The following is a 15,396-nucleotide window of genomic DNA, read 5'->3' as shown; positions in this document are numbered from 1 at the left end:
CTAACGCCCCCTGCGCGGTTGCCACACCACCACGGCGGTGCTCTTGGGCACCACCGCCAGGTCGCGGCGCTGACCGGCGCGCACCTGCGCCAGTTCCTCGGTCAACTCCTTCACCCGCGCCTGCAGCGCCTCGACGTGATTGGTCAGTTCGATGATGCGCTTGATGCCGGCCAGGTTGACCCCCTCGTCCTGGGACAGCCGCTGCACTTCACGCAAGAGGTTGACGTCATGCTCCGAATAACGCCGTCCCCCACCGGAAGTGCGTTGCGGGCTGACCAGGCCGAGGCGATCGTAAGTGCGCAGAGTCTGAGCGTGCATGCCGGCCAGCTCGGCGGCGACCGAGATCAGGAACGTCCGAGATTCGTCTCGTGAATTCTTGGCCATCAGCGATTACCTGCCCATCCCGCGCGCGGGTCAAACCCGCTGGCACGCTCGGCGGCCGCGTACGCCTCCAGCGCCTCAGCCGCGGCGCCCTCCAAGTTCGGCGGCACAGCGACCTTCACGGTGACGAGCAGATCCCCGTTGCCGCCGCTGCGCTTGGGGACACCGCGCCCGCGCACCCGCAGGATGCGGCCGTCGGAGGTCCCCTTCGGCACCCGGACGCCCACCTTGCCGTCCAGCGTGGGCACCGAAATGGTTGAGCCCAAGGCTAACTCGGCGAAGCTGACCGGAACGGTCACGGTGAGGTCGTCGCCGTCGCGGCCAAACACCTTGTCCGGCCGCACATGTACGGTCACGTACAGGTCGCCCGACGGCGCTCCGCGCAGCCCGGCCTCGCCCTGCCCGGGCAGCCGGATGCGTTGCCCGTCCTCGACGCCGGGCGGGATGCGCACGTTGATGGTGCGGGTGCGGGTGGTGACCCCGGTGCCCTTGCACTCGTCACAGGGGTGCTCGATGATCGAGCCGCTGCCCCGGCAATCGGTGCAGGGCTCGGAGAATCCGAACGCGCCCTGGTTGCGGTTGATCACGCCGGAACCGTTGCAGGTCGGGCACACCTTCGGGCTGGTGCCCGGCCGCGCCCCGCTGCCGTGGCAGTTGGTGCACGGCGCCGGGCTGGTCAGCCGCAGCGGCATTGCCACGCCCTTGGCGGCCTCGACGAAATCCAGCTGCGTCTCGGTCTCCAGGTCGTTGCCGCGCCGCGGCCGGCTGGGACGGGCGCCGGCGCCCCGCCCGAACAAGCCGCCGAACAGGTCACCGATGTTGGCGCCGCCGCTTCGGCCGGCGGCGTCGAACAGGTCGTTCAGGTTGAACTCGGCGCCGTCACCGCCAGCACCGAAGCCGCCGAAACCACCGGTGTCGAACCGGCGGCCGCCGAAGCCGCCGCCCGCGAACAGGCGGCGGGTTTCGTCGTACTCCTTACGCTTCGCCGGATCCGACAACACGTTGTGCGCTTCCGACACCGCCTTGAATCGCTCGCCGGCGGCGGGATTGTCGGGGTTGGCGTCCGGATGCAGGTCTCGGGCCAGCTTCCGGTAAGCGCGTTTGATCTCTTCGGGACTGGCGTCAGAGGAGACGCCCAGCTCCTTGTAGAAGTCCTTTTCGACCCATTCTCGCTGGGCCATGTCGCGTCACCCCCTTCACCTTTGGAGTTCTGTTGTTGTGCTGATTGTGTGGTCTATTCACCGGACGCGCCGGGGTTATCGTCCGATTCGGCCGACTGGGCCGCCGCGGCGCCGTCGTCCGGCACCGTGTCGACAACGCCGACCAGGGCGTGCCGCAGCACCTGCTCGCCGAGCTTGTAGCCCTGCCGCATGACCGTGCCGATCACCGGCTTGGAGCCGTCGCCGCCGTCGCCCTCGTGCTGCACGGCTTCGTGCAACACCGGGTCGAAGTCCTCGCCTTCCTCGCCGAACGCCACCAGACCGAGTCCGGTCAGAGCGCCGTCCAGCTTGTCGGCCACCGACTTCAGCGGGCCCGACTCCAGGTCACCGTGCTTGCGCGCCCGCTCGAGATCGTCGAGCACGCCCAGCAATTGGCTGACGACGGCGGCCTTGGCACGGTCCGCCGCGGCCTGCTGGTCGCGCAGCGCGCGCTTGCGGTAGTTGGCGAAGTCGGCCTGAACCCGTTGCAGGTCGCCCAGCAATTCGGCGGCCTTGCCGGCCTCCTCGGGGCTTTCGCCCGAGAACTCACCACCGGACGTGTCCCCTCCCGGCTCTGGGCCGGGAGGGGCGTGGCGCACCTCACCCGTTTCGGGGTCGATCCGCCGCTTGTCGGTGACCGTCACCGGTTCCTGATTGCCGTCCGTCACTTGGACTCCCGGTCATCGTCGACCACCTCCGCGTCCACGACGTCGTCAGCCGAGCCCGACGCTCCGCCGGCTGCACCGGCCTCCGCGCCGCCCGCGGCCTGGGTGGCCTCGTAGATCGCCTGTCCGAGCGCCTGGGACTCCTGGCCCAGCTTCTCCATCGCCGCCTTGATCGCGCCGATGTCGGTGCCGCCCAGGGCCGTCTTGGCCTCGGCGATGGCGGCGTCGACCTTGGACAGCGTCTCCTCGGGAACCTTCGACCCGCCCTCGGCCTCGCGCTGATCCTTGACGAACTTCTCCGTCTGGTAGACCAGCGACTCGGCCTGGTTGCGGACGTCGGCCTCCTCGCGACGCTGGCGGTCCTCCTCGGCGTGCGCCTCGGCGTCCTTGATCATCCGGTCGATCTCCTCCTTGGACAGGCCGGAGCCCTCCTGGATTTTGATCGTGTTCTCCTTGCCGGTGCCCTTGTCCTTGGCCGTGACGTGCACGATGCCGTTGGCGTCGATGTCGAAGGTGACCTCGATCTGCGGGACGCCGCGCGGAGCCGGCGGGATGCCGGTCAGCTCGAAGGAGCCGAGCAGCTTGTTGTGCGAAGCGATTTCGCGCTCACCCTGATAGACCTGGATCTGCACCGACGGCTGGTTGTCGTCGGCCGTGGTGAAGGTCTCCGACCGCTTGGTGGGGATCGTGGTGTTGCGCTCGATGAGCTTGGTCATCACGCCACCCTTGGTCTCGATGCCCAGGCTCAGCGGCGTAACGTCAAGCAGCAGAACATCTTTCACCTCACCCTTCAAAACACCGGCCTGAAGAGCCGCTCCCACCGCGACAACTTCGTCGGGGTTGACGCCCTTGTTGGGCTCTTTGCCGCCGGTCATCTCCTTGACCAGGTCGGACACCGCGGGCATGCGGGTGGAACCACCCACCAGCACCACGTGGTCGATCTCGGACACCGAGATGCCGGCGTCCTTGATCACCGACTGGAAGGGCTGTCGGGTGCGGTCCAGCAGATCCTGGGTGATGCGCTGGAATTCGGCGCGGGTCAGCTGCTCGTCGAGGAACAGCGGGTTCTTGTCCGCGTCGACGGTGATGTAGGGCAGGTTGATCGAGGTGCTCTGCGAACTCGAGAGCTCGATCTTGGCCTTCTCGGCCGCCTCACGCAGCCGCTGCATCGCCATCTTGTCCTTGGTCAGGTCGATGCCGCTGGTGCCCTTGAACTTGTCGACGAGCCAGTTGACGATCCGGTCGTCCCAGTCGTCCCCACCGAGGTGGTTGTCACCACTGGTGGCGCGGACCTCGACCACGCCCTCACCGATCTCGAGCAACGAGACGTCGAACGTGCCGCCGCCGAGGTCGAAGACCAGGATGGTCTGTTCCTTCTCGCCCTTGTCCAAGCCGTAGGCCAACGCGGCCGCGGTGGGCTCGTTGACGATGCGCAGCACGTTCAGACCGGCGATCTGGCCGGCCTCCTTGGTCGCCTGGCGCTGGGCGTCGTTGAAGTACGCCGGCACGGTGATGACGGCGTCGGTGATGTCCTCACCGAGGTACGCCTCCGCGTCGCGCTTCAGCTTCATCAGCACACGCGCGCTGATCTCCTGCGCGGTGTACTTCTTGTCATCGATCTCGATGGACCAGTCGGTGCCCATGTGCCGCTTGACCGAACGGATGGTGCGGTCGACGTTCGTCACCGCCTGGTTCTTGGCGGGCTGGCCGACGAGCACTTCGCCGTTGCGCGCGAACGCGACGATGGACGGCGTCGTCCGTGAGCCCTCGGAGTTGGCGACGACGACGGGGTCACCGCCCTCGAGAACTGCGACGACGGAGTTGGTGGTCCCGAGGTCGATACCGACCGCACGAGCCATAGTGATTCCTCCTGATTGAGTAGAGCCTTCTTGGTGCCACTATGCTGAGTGAACCCCGCTCAAGACTGCTCTCGGCGGTACCGGGGTGTCAACCCAGCATTGAGTCTGGTTCGCTCAACTTGTCGATCATGCTAACGGCGCACGCCGCCGTCTTGTTCCCGGGGTCCCGCGCAGCGAGCCCGCCGGCCCGCCGATGGGTTAACCTGAGCTTCCCTGGAGCCACCCCGGCAGGAGCTTGATGGCACAGCTCGACAGCGCCGCCGCGCGGCTCACCCGCGAAGACGCGGGCTATCACAAGGGGCTCACCAACCGTCAGGTACAGATGATCGGCCTGGGCGGGGCCATCGGAACGGGCCTCTTCCTGGGCGCCGGCGGAAGGCTCGCGTCGGCGGGGCCGGGGCTGTTCCTGGTGTACGGCATCTGCGGCATCTTCGTGTTCCTCATCCTGCGCGCGCTCGGCGAGCTCGTGCTCTACCGCCCGTCGTCGGGATCCTTCGTCTCCTATGCCCGCGAATTCTTCGGCGAGAAGGCCGCATTCGCCGCGGGCTGGCTGTACTTCGTCAACTGGGCGATGACCGGGATCGTGGACACCACCGCGATCGCGCACTACTGCCACTACTGGACGACGTTCCAGGCCGTCCCGCAGTGGACGCTGGCGTTGATCGCGTTGGTCATGGTGCTGGCGATGAACCTGATCTCGGTCAAGCTGTTCGGCGAGCTCGAATTCTGGGCCTCACTGATCAAGGTGCTCGCGCTGGTGACGTTCCTGGTCATCGGCACCGTCTTCCTGATCGGCCGATTCAAGGTCGACGGTCACGACCCCGGCGTGGCGCTCTGGGACAGCCATGGCGGACTCCTGCCGGCCGGCCTGCTGCCCCTGGTGCTCGTCACCTCGGGGGTGGTGTTCGCCTACGCCGCCGTCGAACTCGTCGGCATCGCCGCCGGCGAGACCGCGAATCCGCACAAGATCATGCCGCGCGCGATCAACTCCGTGGTGTTTCGCATCGCCGTCTTCTATATCGGGTCGACGGTCCTGCTGGCGCTGCTGCTGCCCCACACCGCCTACCGGGACCACGTGAGCCCGTTCGTCACGTTCTTCTCCAAGGTGGGCTTCGGCGGGGCGGGCAGCGTGATGAACCTCGTCGTGCTCACCGCGGCGCTGTCCAGCCTGAACGCCGGGCTGTACTCCACCGGCCGCATCCTGCGGTCGATGGCGATGAACGGCAGCGGCCCGAAGTTCACCGCGCCGATGACGAAGAACGGCGTGCCGTACGGCGGGATCCTGCTCACCGCCGTCGTCGGCCTCCTGGGCATCGTGCTCAACGCCGTCAAACCGAGCCAGGCGTTCGAAATCGTGCTCCACATCGCCGCGGTGGGCGTCGTGGTGGCCTGGGGCACGATCGTGGCCAGTCAGCTGCGGTTCTACCGGCTGTCCCGCGCCGGCACGGTGCAACGGCCGCAGTTCCGGATGCCGCTGGCGCCCTATAGCGGCTACCTCACGCTGGCCTTCCTGGCCGGCGTACTGGTCCTGATGTTGTTGGACAAGGTCCAGGGCCCGTGGTTGCTCGGCGCGATGGCCGTCGGCATCCCGGGGCTGATCGGCGGCTGGTATCTGGTCCGCCATCGGGTGCGGGCCGCCGCCCAAGACGCCGCGCTGCCGGCCGCCGACCCAACCGCGGCGGCCTAGGGCTCGTCGATGTCCTGACCGCCGGCGAGGTCCGCGCAGTCGACGACCTCGACGTCGTCCCGGGTGCGCAGGTACGCCCCGGCGCCATGGTCGCCGGAGATGCGGGCGAGGACGTCGGGCCAGTGCCGGCGCGCGATCACCACGGGATGGCCCGGGCGGCCACCGAACACGGCGCGCGCCAGGCCGGCGGGGGACGCGATCGCGCGGCCGAGCACCCGCGCCACCACGGCGGGACCGACGTCGGGGGTGTCGACGACGTGCAGCACGGCGTAATCCGCGCCCATGCGGCCAGCCTGCTCGAGGCCGGTGCGCACCGAGGCGCTCAACCCGTCCTGCCACCGCGCCGCGGTGACCGCGACCGCCCCGGCCGGGGCGGGGACCTGCGCGGCGCCCAGCACGACGACGACGCCGGCGCAGCCCCCGGCGCGCAGGGCGTCGACCGCGATGTCCAGCCAGCCCTCGACCAACACCTTCGGCTTGCCGTAGCGCCGCCCGGCGCCCGCCGCCAGCAGGACTCCGACGCTGTGTGGTGGACGGGTCGACTCCGGTAACCCCACTCTCCTATGATGACATTGCACTTCTCCCAAAGCGATAACTTCGCTATGCACCGGCATCGGATGGAGAGTCATGAGTCAGGACGTACAAGGGCACGCCGTCGCCCCGGCGCCCCGGTACGCCGGTACCCGCGTCCAGCGGGTGGAAGACGGCCGGCTGCTGACCGGCCGCGGCAGCTTCGTCGACGACATCTCGCGGCCGGGCATGCTGCACGCCTGCTTCGTGCGCAGCCCGTTCGCGCGGGCGCGCATCAACGGCATCGACGCCTCGGCCGCACTGGCGCTGCCCGGCGTGCGCGCGGTGTTCACCGCCGACGACCTCAACCCGGACGTGAAAGAGGCGTGGCACGCGGTCGCCGGCAAGGACATGCCGGACACCCCGCGACCGCCCCTGGCCGAGGGCGAGGCCAAGTTCGTCGGCGACCCCGTCGCGCTCATCGTCGCCGAGAGCCGCTATGTCGCCGAGGACGCGCTGGAGCTCGTCGACGTGGACTACGAGCCGCTGCCCGCGGTCAGCGACTTCACCCGGGCCCAGGACTCCGACGTGCTGGTGCACGAGGCCTACCCGAACAACGTCGCCGGCGGGATGGGCGGCGCCCCGCCGGACGAAGAGCTGTTCGCCAACGCGCCGTGCGTCGTCAAAGAGCACATCTATCAGCAGATCTACGCGCCCGTGCCGATCGAGACCCGCGGCCTGGTCGTCGAATGGACCGCCGCCACGGGCGAACTCACAATGTGGGCGTCCACCCAGACCCCACACGAACTGCGGGCGTTCTGCGCGCGCCTGTTGGGCATTGCGGCACAACGTGTTCGGGTCATCATGCGCGACACCGGCGGCGGCTTCGGCCAGAAGGTCGTCCCGATGCGCGAGGACATGTGCATCATGCTGGCCGCGCGCAAGGTGCCTGCGGCGCTGAAGTGGATCGAGGACCGGCGCGAGAACCTGATGTCGGCCGGGCAGGCCCGCCACGTCGACGGCACCGCCCGCATGGCCTTCGACGCCGAGGGCAACATCGCGGCCGCGGACATCGACTTCGTCCAGGACATCGGCGCCTACCCGACGCCGTATCCGGTGCTGACCACGGCCGCCATCGGGATGTTCTTCCCAGGCCCCTACCGCGTGCCCAAGGCCAGCTTCAACTACAAGACGGTGTTCTCCAACACCAGCGGCCTGGCCGCCTACCGCGGACCGTGGCAGTACGAGACGCTGGCGCGCGAGATCCTGCTCGACATCGCCGCCCGCAGGATGAACGTCGACCCGGTGGAGCTGCGCCGCCGAAACCTGTTGCGACGCGACGAGATGCCGTACGTCAACCCCAACGGCATGCCGTACGACCACGTCGCCCCGATCGAGACCTTCGAGCAGGCGGTGAAAATCCTTGACCACGAAGGGTTTCGCAAAGAGCAGGCCGAGGCGCTGGCGCGAGGCCGCTACCTGGGCCTCGGCTTCTCGGCCTACATCGAGCCGACCGGCGCGGCGACCGGCCACCTGGCCACCGAAGGCGCCACCATCCGCATGGAGCCGACCGGCAAGATCAACGTGTACGTCAACGGCGGCTCGAGCGGGAACAGCATCGAGACCACCGTCGTCCAGTTGACCGCCGACGCGCTCGGCGCCGACATCGACGACGTGGCCACCATCCAGGGCGACACCGCCGTCACCCCCTATGGGGCCGGCACGCAGGGCAGCCGCAGCGCGCCGATGACCGCGGGGGCGGTCAGCGAGGCGGGGGCCATCCTGCGCGAGAAGATCGTGGCGCTGGCCGCGCACCACCTCAAGGCCGCGGAATCGGAAGTGGAGCTTGCGTTTTCGGTGGCCAGTGTGCGCGGTGCCCCGGACAAGTCGGTGTCGTTCGGCGAGCTGGCCTACGTGGCGTACTACTCGCCGCAGCAACTGCCGCCGGGAATGTCGGCCAACCTCGAGGCGACCGCCCGGTTCAACTCGACCAATCCCATCCACTGGTCCAACGCGACCCACGCCTGCACCTGCGAGGTGGACGTGGCGACCGGCAAGGTGACGCTGCTGCGCTACATCGTCAGCGAGGACGTCGGGCCGATGATCAACCCGTCGGTCGTCGAGGGCCAGATCGCCGGGGGGACGGTGCAGGGCATCGGTGGCGCCCTGATGGAGGACATGGTCTACGACGACGACGGCAACCCGCTGGCAACGACTTTCGTCGACTACCTGCTGCCCACGGCCACCGAGGTGCCGCCCATCGAGTTCGGCCACGTCGAGATTCCCGGGCCCGGGCCCGGCGGCTACAAGGGCGCCGGCGAGGGCGGGGCCATCGGCTCGACCCCGGCGGTGATCAACGCCATCAACGACGCGCTGGCACCGCTGGGCGTGACCGTCACGCGGCTGCCGGCCAGCCCGGCGTCCATCGCCGCGCTCCTCGAGGAGGCGCAGCGGTGAAACCGTCCGCGTTCGAATACCACCGCCCCGACACCATCGACGACGCCGTGGGCCTGCTGGCCGAGTTGGGCGACGACGCGAAGATACTGGCGGGCGGGCAGAGCCTGGTGCCGATGCTGGCGATGCGACTGGCCTACTTCGACCATCTGATCGACATCTCCCGGCTGCCCGAGCTGCAGGGCATCGAGCGCCGGGGCGCGGAACTGTGGATCGGCGCGGGCACCACCGAGGCCACCGTCGGCGCCGATGAGCAAGTGCGCCAAGCGGTTCCGCTGTTGACCCGGGTGACGCCGTTCGTCGGGCATTTCCAGATCCGCAACCGGGGCACCCTCGGCGGGTCGATCGCCCACGCCGACGCCGCCGGCGAATACCCGGCGGTCGCCCTGACCCTGGACGCGGTGATGGAGGTCGCCTCGCCGCGCGGGCGCCGCGAGATCGCGGCCGCCGACTTCTTCGCCGGGGTATGGGAGACCACCATGGAATCCGACGAGGTGCTCACTGGGGTGAGGTTCCCCGTGTGGGACGGCAGGTCCGGCTTCGCCATCGAGGAATTCTCGCGCCGCCACGGCGATTTCGCGATCGCCGGCGCCTTGGTCGCCGTCCAGCTCGACGATCGCGACCGGTTGGCGCGCTGCGCGATCGGGCTGCTGGGCATGGGGTCCACCGTCCGGCGCGCGACGGCGGCCGAGGCCGCCGCTGTGGGCAGGCCGGTCGGCGAGCTGGTCCCCGAGGAGATCGGCGAGGCCGCGATGAGCGGGCTCGACGACATTCCCAACGACCTGCAAGGGTCGGCGTCCTACCGGTTGAAGGTCGGTGCCACCATGGCCACCCGCGCGTGGACACAAGCGATAGCCGAAGCCCTGGGGGCAAGCGATGCGTGAACACCCAATCGAACTGTCCGTCAACGGAACTCCGATCACGGCCGCGGTGGAACCGCGGATGACGCTGGCGGACTTCCTACGGGAAAAGTGCGGGCTCACCGGCACCCACCTGGGCTGCGAGCACGGAGCGTGCGGGGCGTGCACGGTGCTGCTGGACGGCGAGGCCGTGCGCTCTTGCCTGATGTTCGCGGTGCAGGCCGACGGGTCCGAGGTGACCACGGTCGAAGGCATCGCCGCACCGGACGGCACCCTGTCGCCCGTGCAGTCGGCGCTGCGGGAGTGCCACGGGCTGCAATGCGGCTTCTGCACCCCGGGTTTCGTGATGTCGCTGACCGCGCTGCTGCGCGACAACCCCGACCCAAGTGACCATGAGATCCGGGAAGGCCTGTCGGGCAACTTCTGCCGGTGCACCGGCTACCAGGGCATCGTCGCGGCCGCCCGCCGCGCCGCCGAGACGCAATCGGTCACACAGCGGTAAAGCTTCACCATCGGGGCCGCATCGATACGTGCGCGGTTACCCGGGGTTTCGTCACTTCGCGCGTAATCTGATTTCCCGATATTGCTGATAATCGGGAGTGGCGCGTGCGGTTTTCGCGAAGGGCTCGGTGGAGCCTGGCCGGTGGATCCTTGCTGATCGCGCCGGTGCTGGTCAGTCCCGTGCTGATCGACGCCTGTTCGTCCACCATCGCGGGCCGGCCCGTCGCCGCGCCGGGCGCGGGGCCGGTCGAGCCCACGTTCCCCACCCCCAGGCCCAGCACGTCGTCGCCGGCGCCCACCGCCAGCCCGGCCCCCGGCCTGCCGACGACGCCGGCCAACCCGACCACGCCGGCCGGCGCCATCCCGCTGCCGCCCGACCAGAACGGTTACGTGTTCATCGAAACCAAGTCGGGCACCACGCGCTGCCAGATCAACAAGACCACCGTCGGCTGCGAGGCGCCGTTCACCAACTCCCCCATGCAGGACGGCGAGCACGCCAACGGCGTCAGTGTGGACTCCGGCGGCAAGGTCCAGTGGGTGCTCGGCAACCTGGGCGCCATCCCGACCGTCCAGATCGACTACAAGACCTACAACGCCGCCGGCTGGACGATCAACGCCACCGCCGACGGCACCCGTTTCACCAACGACCGCACCGGACACGGCATGTTCGTCAGCGTCGACAGGGTCAACACGTTCTAAAGGCAGGTCGCAGGGTTATTTGCGAGCTGGGACCATAGTCGGACCGCAGCAGCGACTTGATAGCTGCTCCAGGTACGGTCGTGCTACCCGCCGCGCCGACCTAGTAGCAATTTGGCGTTGATGTGGCCGACACGCGATCGCTTTAGCAGCTGGTCTGTCAGACCTTCACCTTGTTGAGCATCGCATTCGCGAGCGGTGCAGCGGTGGGCGACGCCCATGCCGGATTGACCGGTTGCTGCCAGTTGAAATTGGGCACCGACGGCTCTTCGCATGTTCGGGCTTCCACAACGACGTTCGCACGTACGCCTAGCGCCTGCTGGCAGGCATGCAGCCCGTTCAATCCGCCCCAAGATGCCATGGAGATGGTGATCAGGTCGCCTTCGTGGGTCACATCCCCCAAGTGGAATCCGCGCCCGTTTTCATAGCCGAGCGTCACGTCGACCTCGGTACCGCTGCACGTATTCCAGCGAGCCGTCGCAGACTTCAAAACCTGTTGCGCCTCCTCGGCAGAGGAAAAAACTACAGCGGTTTGTTCGAGGTAATAGGTTGCTGCGTTGCTACCGCCGCTTCCGTACTGGTCTCCAAATATTTGGACCTTGATCGCAGCTGGATCTGCGGTTGCGTAGACATCATGTTCGCCAGCGAAGGCCACACCGACACATGATTGGGGTTTGACCTGTCCGGAATGATCGCCCATCCCGTACGACGAGGACTTGATTGCCAACGCGCTGCCTCCGCCGCCCCCGGCCGGATTGTTGGTGACGGTGACTCCCAGCACCTTGGTCAGCTCGTCAGATGTCAGCAATACTTGATCGATCGCCTTTGGCGAGAACGGCTGTTGCGGTGGCGAAGTCGGTAACTCATTAACTGAGCCGACCCGCCCACTCTCGTCGAGTTGCATCACACCTTTCACCAACGCCATTTTGAGCCAACGGTTTTCGGTGTCGGAGGTGCCATTGCGCCGCACATACTGCAGCTGAGCAACCACGCTCGTGGCGTCCCGGGGACTAACCGAAAGGACGGTCACCGATTGGATTGTCGCCCAGAAATCCAAAAATTGGCGCTCTCCGGTTTGGTTCTGGCAATGATCGTCAAGTTTGGCCCAGGCGTCCTTCGGCCGAGCTGGAAGGTCAGCGTAATAGCTGGTGACAAAATCTCGCATGCTGTCGAAAGTGACTGATGGCACTGCCGGTGATGCGGTGCTGGTGGTGCTGTTCGCCGCTCGGTCATGCTGCGATGGCCACAGTAGGAACGCGGCCGCGCTGATTGACACAACCAAGACGGCAATGAGTGTCACCAGGGATAAAGGCCGAAGCCGCGATTGTCCAGCCGTTGGGTCGCTTGTGGGCGTTGCCCTCGGCGCTGATGCGGTGGAAGCCGATGTCGTGTGCCCACCAGCGGAACTGAACTGTTCGCTTAAGGCTCGCGCGAAATCAGAGCAACGTTTATACCGATCCTCTGGCTGCTTACTCAGAGCCTTGGCGAAAACTGGATCAAGCCGGGCAAGCTCTGGTCGGCTGTGAGCCAATGGTGGTGGTGACACGTTGAGGTGGCGACTAATGACCACCGCAGGGTTGGAGTTCGGAAACAGCTGAGAGCCAGTCAGCAGATGGTAGGCAGTGGCTGCCAACGAGTACTGGTCGGCGCGACCGTCAATGTTTTCGCCCAATAGTTGCTCGGGAGCGCAGTAGGCCACCGTGCCCACAGTCATATTGGTCTTGGTCAGCCCGCTGATGTCGTGGACATTGCGCGCTATTCCGAAGTCCGTCAAAAGGATGCGATGCTCGGCCTCGTCGTCGGGATGGGTCATCATGACGTTGGCCGGCTTGATATCTCGGTGAAGGAGGCCTTGTTTGTGGGCGTAGTCCAGCGCGCTGGCGACCGCCGTGACGACGCGGACAACGTCCTCAATCGGCATTCCAGCGGGGTAACGGCCGGCCAGGAGGCGGCCCAGATCCAGGCCGTCAACGAAGTCCATCGACATCCACAGTTGGCCGTCGTCTTCGCCACGATCGTGCACGCTCACGATGTTCGGGTGCCAGAGGGTAGCCGCCAGTTCAGCTTCCCGGAGGAAGCGGGCGCGGTAGTCGGCATCGGCAGACACATCCGCCGAGAGCACCTTCAGTGCATCTTTACGCGGCAGTCGCGGGTGTTGCGCCAAGTAAACCTCGCCCATCCCCCCAGAGCCCAGCAGGCGGACGATCGTGTAACCGGCAAAGATCTGACCATGCTCTAACGGCATCTTGTCAACGCTCGTAATTGAGAGCGTCCAGCGGAAACCCGCGTGCTCATGTGTCCCCCAGGCAAGTGAACCGCAACCCCTGCAAGACAGTAACCTCGACCAATCCTTGGCGGGGCCCTTTCGTACCACTTCGAACAGTCACCGGCAAAGCATTGACACCAACTCAGCCGTCCCATACCAGGTGGCCGTCGGGGCGGCGGCGAGCACCGTCGGCGGGGCGGTGTGGGCTGAGGCGGCCGTCTGGCATGAGGTGCCGCACCGGCACCGCGCGACCGAGCTCTGCGACGTCCGCGATCAGCCGCCGGTGGCAGCGCCACCAGACGCTCTCGCTGCACATCACCGCCGTGGTGCGCCGGGCGGCGTCGGCCAGGAGCTCGTCCAGCGCCGCGTCGAACTCGGGCGTCCGGGTGTATGCGGCGTACGCCCGGAATGCGGCCACCGTCCACCAGCTGTCCGGCTCGGGTTCTCCGGCCGCGACGTGACGCCGCCCGCCCAGGCGCGGCTCCCACCGGTAGTCGATGCCGTGTTGGGGCAGCCAGCTTGCCAGGGCCTCCCGACGCACGTCCGGATTCGTCCGACTGGCCGGATATCGCCGCACGTCCACCACCAGCGCCACCCCGGCGCCGGCGAGCAACTCCGCCAGCCGCTCACGGTCGGCCGTCCCGTGCCCCACGGTCAGCAACGCCGGCTCCACCACACCAGTTTGCCCGGCAGTCGACACCCAGCCCGGGCCGATAAAGGATGGGTGCGGTGATCCTCGCCGTCGATTTGGGTAAGACGTCGTGCCGGGCTTCGGCATGCGGCCGTAGGGCGCAGGGGCCGGGCGCGCCGGGGCTCGCGGCGCCCGGGGGCGTGCGGGCCGCGGAGGCGGCGATCCTGAATGTCGCACGCCAGCTCGGCGCGGTCGACGAGGTGATCGTCGGCGCCGCCGGGGTGGAGGCGGCCCCGGATGCGGCGCGCGCGCTGGGCGATGCGCTGCTGACCTCGCTGCGGGCGGAGCGCGTCGCGGTGACCAGCGACGCCGTGACCGCGCACGCCGGAGCCCTGAACGGACAGCCGGGCGTCGTGCTGATCGCGGGCACCGGCGTCGTGGCGCTCGCGATCGATGCGGATGGTCGGTGGCGGCGCGCCGATGGCTGGGGCCCCTGGCTGGGCGACGAGGGCGGCGGCGCGTGGATCGGCGCCGCCGGGCTGCGCGCGGCGCTGCGCGCGCACGACGGCCGCGGCCCGTCCACCACGCTGCTCGACGCCGCCCGCGCCCGCTTCGGCGCACCGCAGACCTGGCCCGCGCAGCTCACTGATGCCGCCGCGCTCGCGTCCTTCGCACCCGACGTGCTCGCCGCGCAAGGCGACGCCGCCGCGCTGGCGATCGTCGGCGCGGCCGCCGAGGCGCTCGCCGCGACCGCTCGCGCGGCCGGGGATGGACCGGTCGCGATGGTCGGCGGCCTGGCCGGGTACCAAGCGCTGCGGGAGAAGCTCGACCTCGTCCCCGCCGCCGGCGACGCGCTCGATGGGGCGCTGCGGCTGGGGGCGATCCACGAGCCGCACGTGATCCGCGTGGGGGCGGCACCGAAAACCATTGGCGTGCAAGGACTTGACGCGCTCGCCACCGAAGCCGTGCGGCCCGGCCTGGATGACCTCGACGCGCGGCCCATCGGGGAGGTCGTCGCGCTGCTCGTCACCGCCGAGGGCGAGGCGCACGCCGCAGTGGCGGCGGCGGTCCCGCGGATCGCGGCGGCGGCCGAGGCGATCGCCGCGCGGCTCGAGCACGGTGGCCGCCTGATCTACGCCGGCGCCGGAACGCCCGGGCGGCTCGGTGTGCTGGACGCGGCCGAGTGTGCGCCAACGTTCGGCACCGACCTCGTGCGCGGTGTCATCGCCGGTGGGCAGGCGGCGCTGACCGAGGCGATCGAGGGCGCCGAAGACGCCTTCGAGCCAACCGATCTCGCCGACCTGACCGCCGCCGACGCGCTCGTCGGGATCACGGCGTCGGGCCGCACGCCGTACGTGCTCGGGGCGCTCGAGCACGCGCGGGCGGTGGGCGCGCTGACGGTCGCGATCGTCAACAACCCGGACAGCGCGGCATCTGCCGACGTGGTGATCGAATTGCTCACCGGCCCTGAGGTTCTCGCCGGGTCTACCCGGCTGACCGCGGGCACGGCGCAGAAGGTCGCGCTCAACGCGCTCTCGACGAGCGTGATGGTCGCGCTCGGCAAGGTCTACGGACCGCGGATGGTCGATGTGCGCGCGACCAACGCGAAGCTGCGCCGGCGCGCGGTGCGCATCGTGCGCGACGCGGCGGGCGTCGACGAGGAGACCGCGGCCGCCGCGCTGTCCGC

Annotated in this window: 13 protein-coding genes; 6 read left to right on the top strand and 7 right to left on the bottom strand. The window is 68.5% G+C overall.

From position 1 onward, the window contains the following. The 4 genes from A5711_RS22050 to dnaK are packed head-to-tail and all read right to left on the bottom strand — an operon-like array spanning position 1 to position 4,104. Entirely contained in the window at positions 1-384 is a 384-nt protein-coding gene (locus A5711_RS22050; protein WP_067950284.1) for a heat shock protein transcriptional repressor HspR, read from the bottom strand. Then, positions 384-1,562: a molecular chaperone DnaJ gene (gene dnaJ, locus A5711_RS22045; RefSeq protein ID WP_067950282.1), complete on the bottom strand. Its 1,179-nt coding sequence runs from the start codon at positions 1,560-1,562 to the stop codon at positions 384-386. The genes A5711_RS22050 and dnaJ overlap by 1 nt, the downstream gene beginning before the upstream one ends. 53 nt (positions 1,563-1,615) lie before the next feature. Next, the gene (grpE, locus tag A5711_RS22040; protein WP_067950280.1) at positions 1,616-2,248 is read right to left on the bottom strand and encodes a nucleotide exchange factor GrpE; all 633 of its coding nucleotides are present in this window, start codon (positions 2,246-2,248) and stop codon (positions 1,616-1,618) included. Continuing rightward, positions 2,245-4,104, bottom strand: a complete 1,860-nt coding sequence (gene dnaK, locus A5711_RS22035) for a molecular chaperone DnaK (RefSeq protein WP_067950279.1) — start codon at positions 4,102-4,104, stop codon at positions 2,245-2,247. The genes grpE and dnaK overlap by 4 nt, the downstream gene beginning before the upstream one ends. A gap of 238 nt (positions 4,105-4,342) precedes the next feature. On the opposite strand from dnaK, the gene A5711_RS22030 reads away from it, so the two are divergent. After that, on the top strand, positions 4,343-5,791 hold the full coding sequence (locus A5711_RS22030) for an amino acid permease (RefSeq protein ID WP_067950324.1): 1,449 nt from the start codon (positions 4,343-4,345) through the stop codon (positions 5,789-5,791). Here the strand turns inward: A5711_RS22030 and A5711_RS22025 are convergent. Then, the gene (locus A5711_RS22025; protein ID WP_067950277.1) at positions 5,788-6,348 is read right to left on the bottom strand and encodes an NTP transferase domain-containing protein; all 561 of its coding nucleotides are present in this window, start codon (positions 6,346-6,348) and stop codon (positions 5,788-5,790) included. The two genes, A5711_RS22030 and A5711_RS22025, sit on opposite strands and share 4 nt — an antisense overlap. Before the next feature lie 70 nt (positions 6,349-6,418). On the opposite strand from A5711_RS22025, the gene A5711_RS22020 reads away from it, so the two are divergent. From A5711_RS22020 to A5711_RS22005, 4 genes are all read left to right on the top strand, one after another. Then, positions 6,419-8,758 (top strand): xanthine dehydrogenase family protein molybdopterin-binding subunit, encoded by a 2,340-nt coding sequence (locus A5711_RS22020; RefSeq protein ID WP_067950275.1) that lies wholly within the window; start codon positions 6,419-6,421, stop codon positions 8,756-8,758. After that, a complete protein-coding gene (locus A5711_RS22015) occupies positions 8,755-9,639 on the top strand; it encodes a xanthine dehydrogenase family protein subunit M (protein WP_067950272.1) in 885 nt (294 codons plus the stop codon). The genes A5711_RS22020 and A5711_RS22015 overlap by 4 nt, the downstream gene beginning before the upstream one ends. Next, entirely contained in the window at positions 9,632-10,117 is a 486-nt protein-coding gene (locus A5711_RS22010) for a (2Fe-2S)-binding protein (protein WP_067950271.1), read from the top strand. The genes A5711_RS22015 and A5711_RS22010 overlap by 8 nt, the downstream gene beginning before the upstream one ends. 134 nt (positions 10,118-10,251) lie before the next feature. Then, positions 10,252-10,815, top strand: coding sequence for a hypothetical protein (locus A5711_RS22005; protein ID WP_369806026.1), 564 nt, complete (start codon positions 10,252-10,254; stop codon positions 10,813-10,815). 157 nt (positions 10,816-10,972) lie between these two features. On the opposite strand, the gene A5711_RS28105 is transcribed toward A5711_RS22005, so the two are convergent. Beyond that, positions 10,973-13,057: a serine/threonine-protein kinase PknH/PknJ gene (locus A5711_RS28105; RefSeq protein ID WP_082975816.1), complete on the bottom strand. Its 2,085-nt coding sequence runs from the start codon at positions 13,055-13,057 to the stop codon at positions 10,973-10,975. 163 nt (positions 13,058-13,220) lie between these two features. Continuing rightward, positions 13,221-13,751, bottom strand: coding sequence for a DUF488 family protein (locus A5711_RS21990; RefSeq protein ID WP_067950322.1), 531 nt, complete (start codon positions 13,749-13,751; stop codon positions 13,221-13,223). Between the two features lie 56 nt (positions 13,752-13,807). Here A5711_RS21990 and A5711_RS27795 point away from each other — a divergent pair. After that, positions 13,808-15,396 (top strand): N-acetylmuramic acid 6-phosphate etherase (locus A5711_RS27795; RefSeq protein ID WP_231987529.1); only part of this gene is annotated, 1,589 nt, incomplete at its 3' end.

Origin of the sequence: Mycobacterium sp. E2238, assembly GCF_001672665.1 — a bacterium.
Lineage (GTDB): Bacteria > Actinomycetota > Actinomycetes > Mycobacteriales > Mycobacteriaceae > Mycobacterium.
This window is presented reverse-complemented; position numbering and strand designations above follow the sequence as displayed.

Bases quoted from the DNA above. Each gene is read 5' to 3' on its own strand.
- A5711_RS22020 (WP_067950275.1), top strand. From the start codon at position 6,419: ATGAGTCAGGACGTACAAGGGCACGCCGTCGCCCCGGCGCCCCGGTAC.
- A5711_RS22010 (WP_067950271.1), top strand. From the start codon at position 9,632: ATGCGTGAACACCCAATCGAACTGTCCGTCAACGGAACTCCGATCACG.
- A5711_RS28105 (WP_082975816.1), bottom strand. From the start codon at position 13,057: ATGCCGTTAGAGCATGGTCAGATCTTTGCCGGTTACACGATCGTCCGC.
- A5711_RS22050 (WP_067950284.1), bottom strand. From the start codon at position 384: ATGGCCAAGAATTCACGAGACGAATCTCGGACGTTCCTGATCTCGGTC.
- dnaK (WP_067950279.1), bottom strand. From the start codon at position 4,104: ATGGCTCGTGCGGTCGGTATCGACCTCGGGACCACCAACTCCGTCGTC.
- dnaJ (WP_067950282.1), bottom strand. From the start codon at position 1,562: ATGGCCCAGCGAGAATGGGTCGAAAAGGACTTCTACAAGGAGCTGGGC.
- A5711_RS22030 (WP_067950324.1), top strand. From the start codon at position 4,343: ATGGCACAGCTCGACAGCGCCGCCGCGCGGCTCACCCGCGAAGACGCG.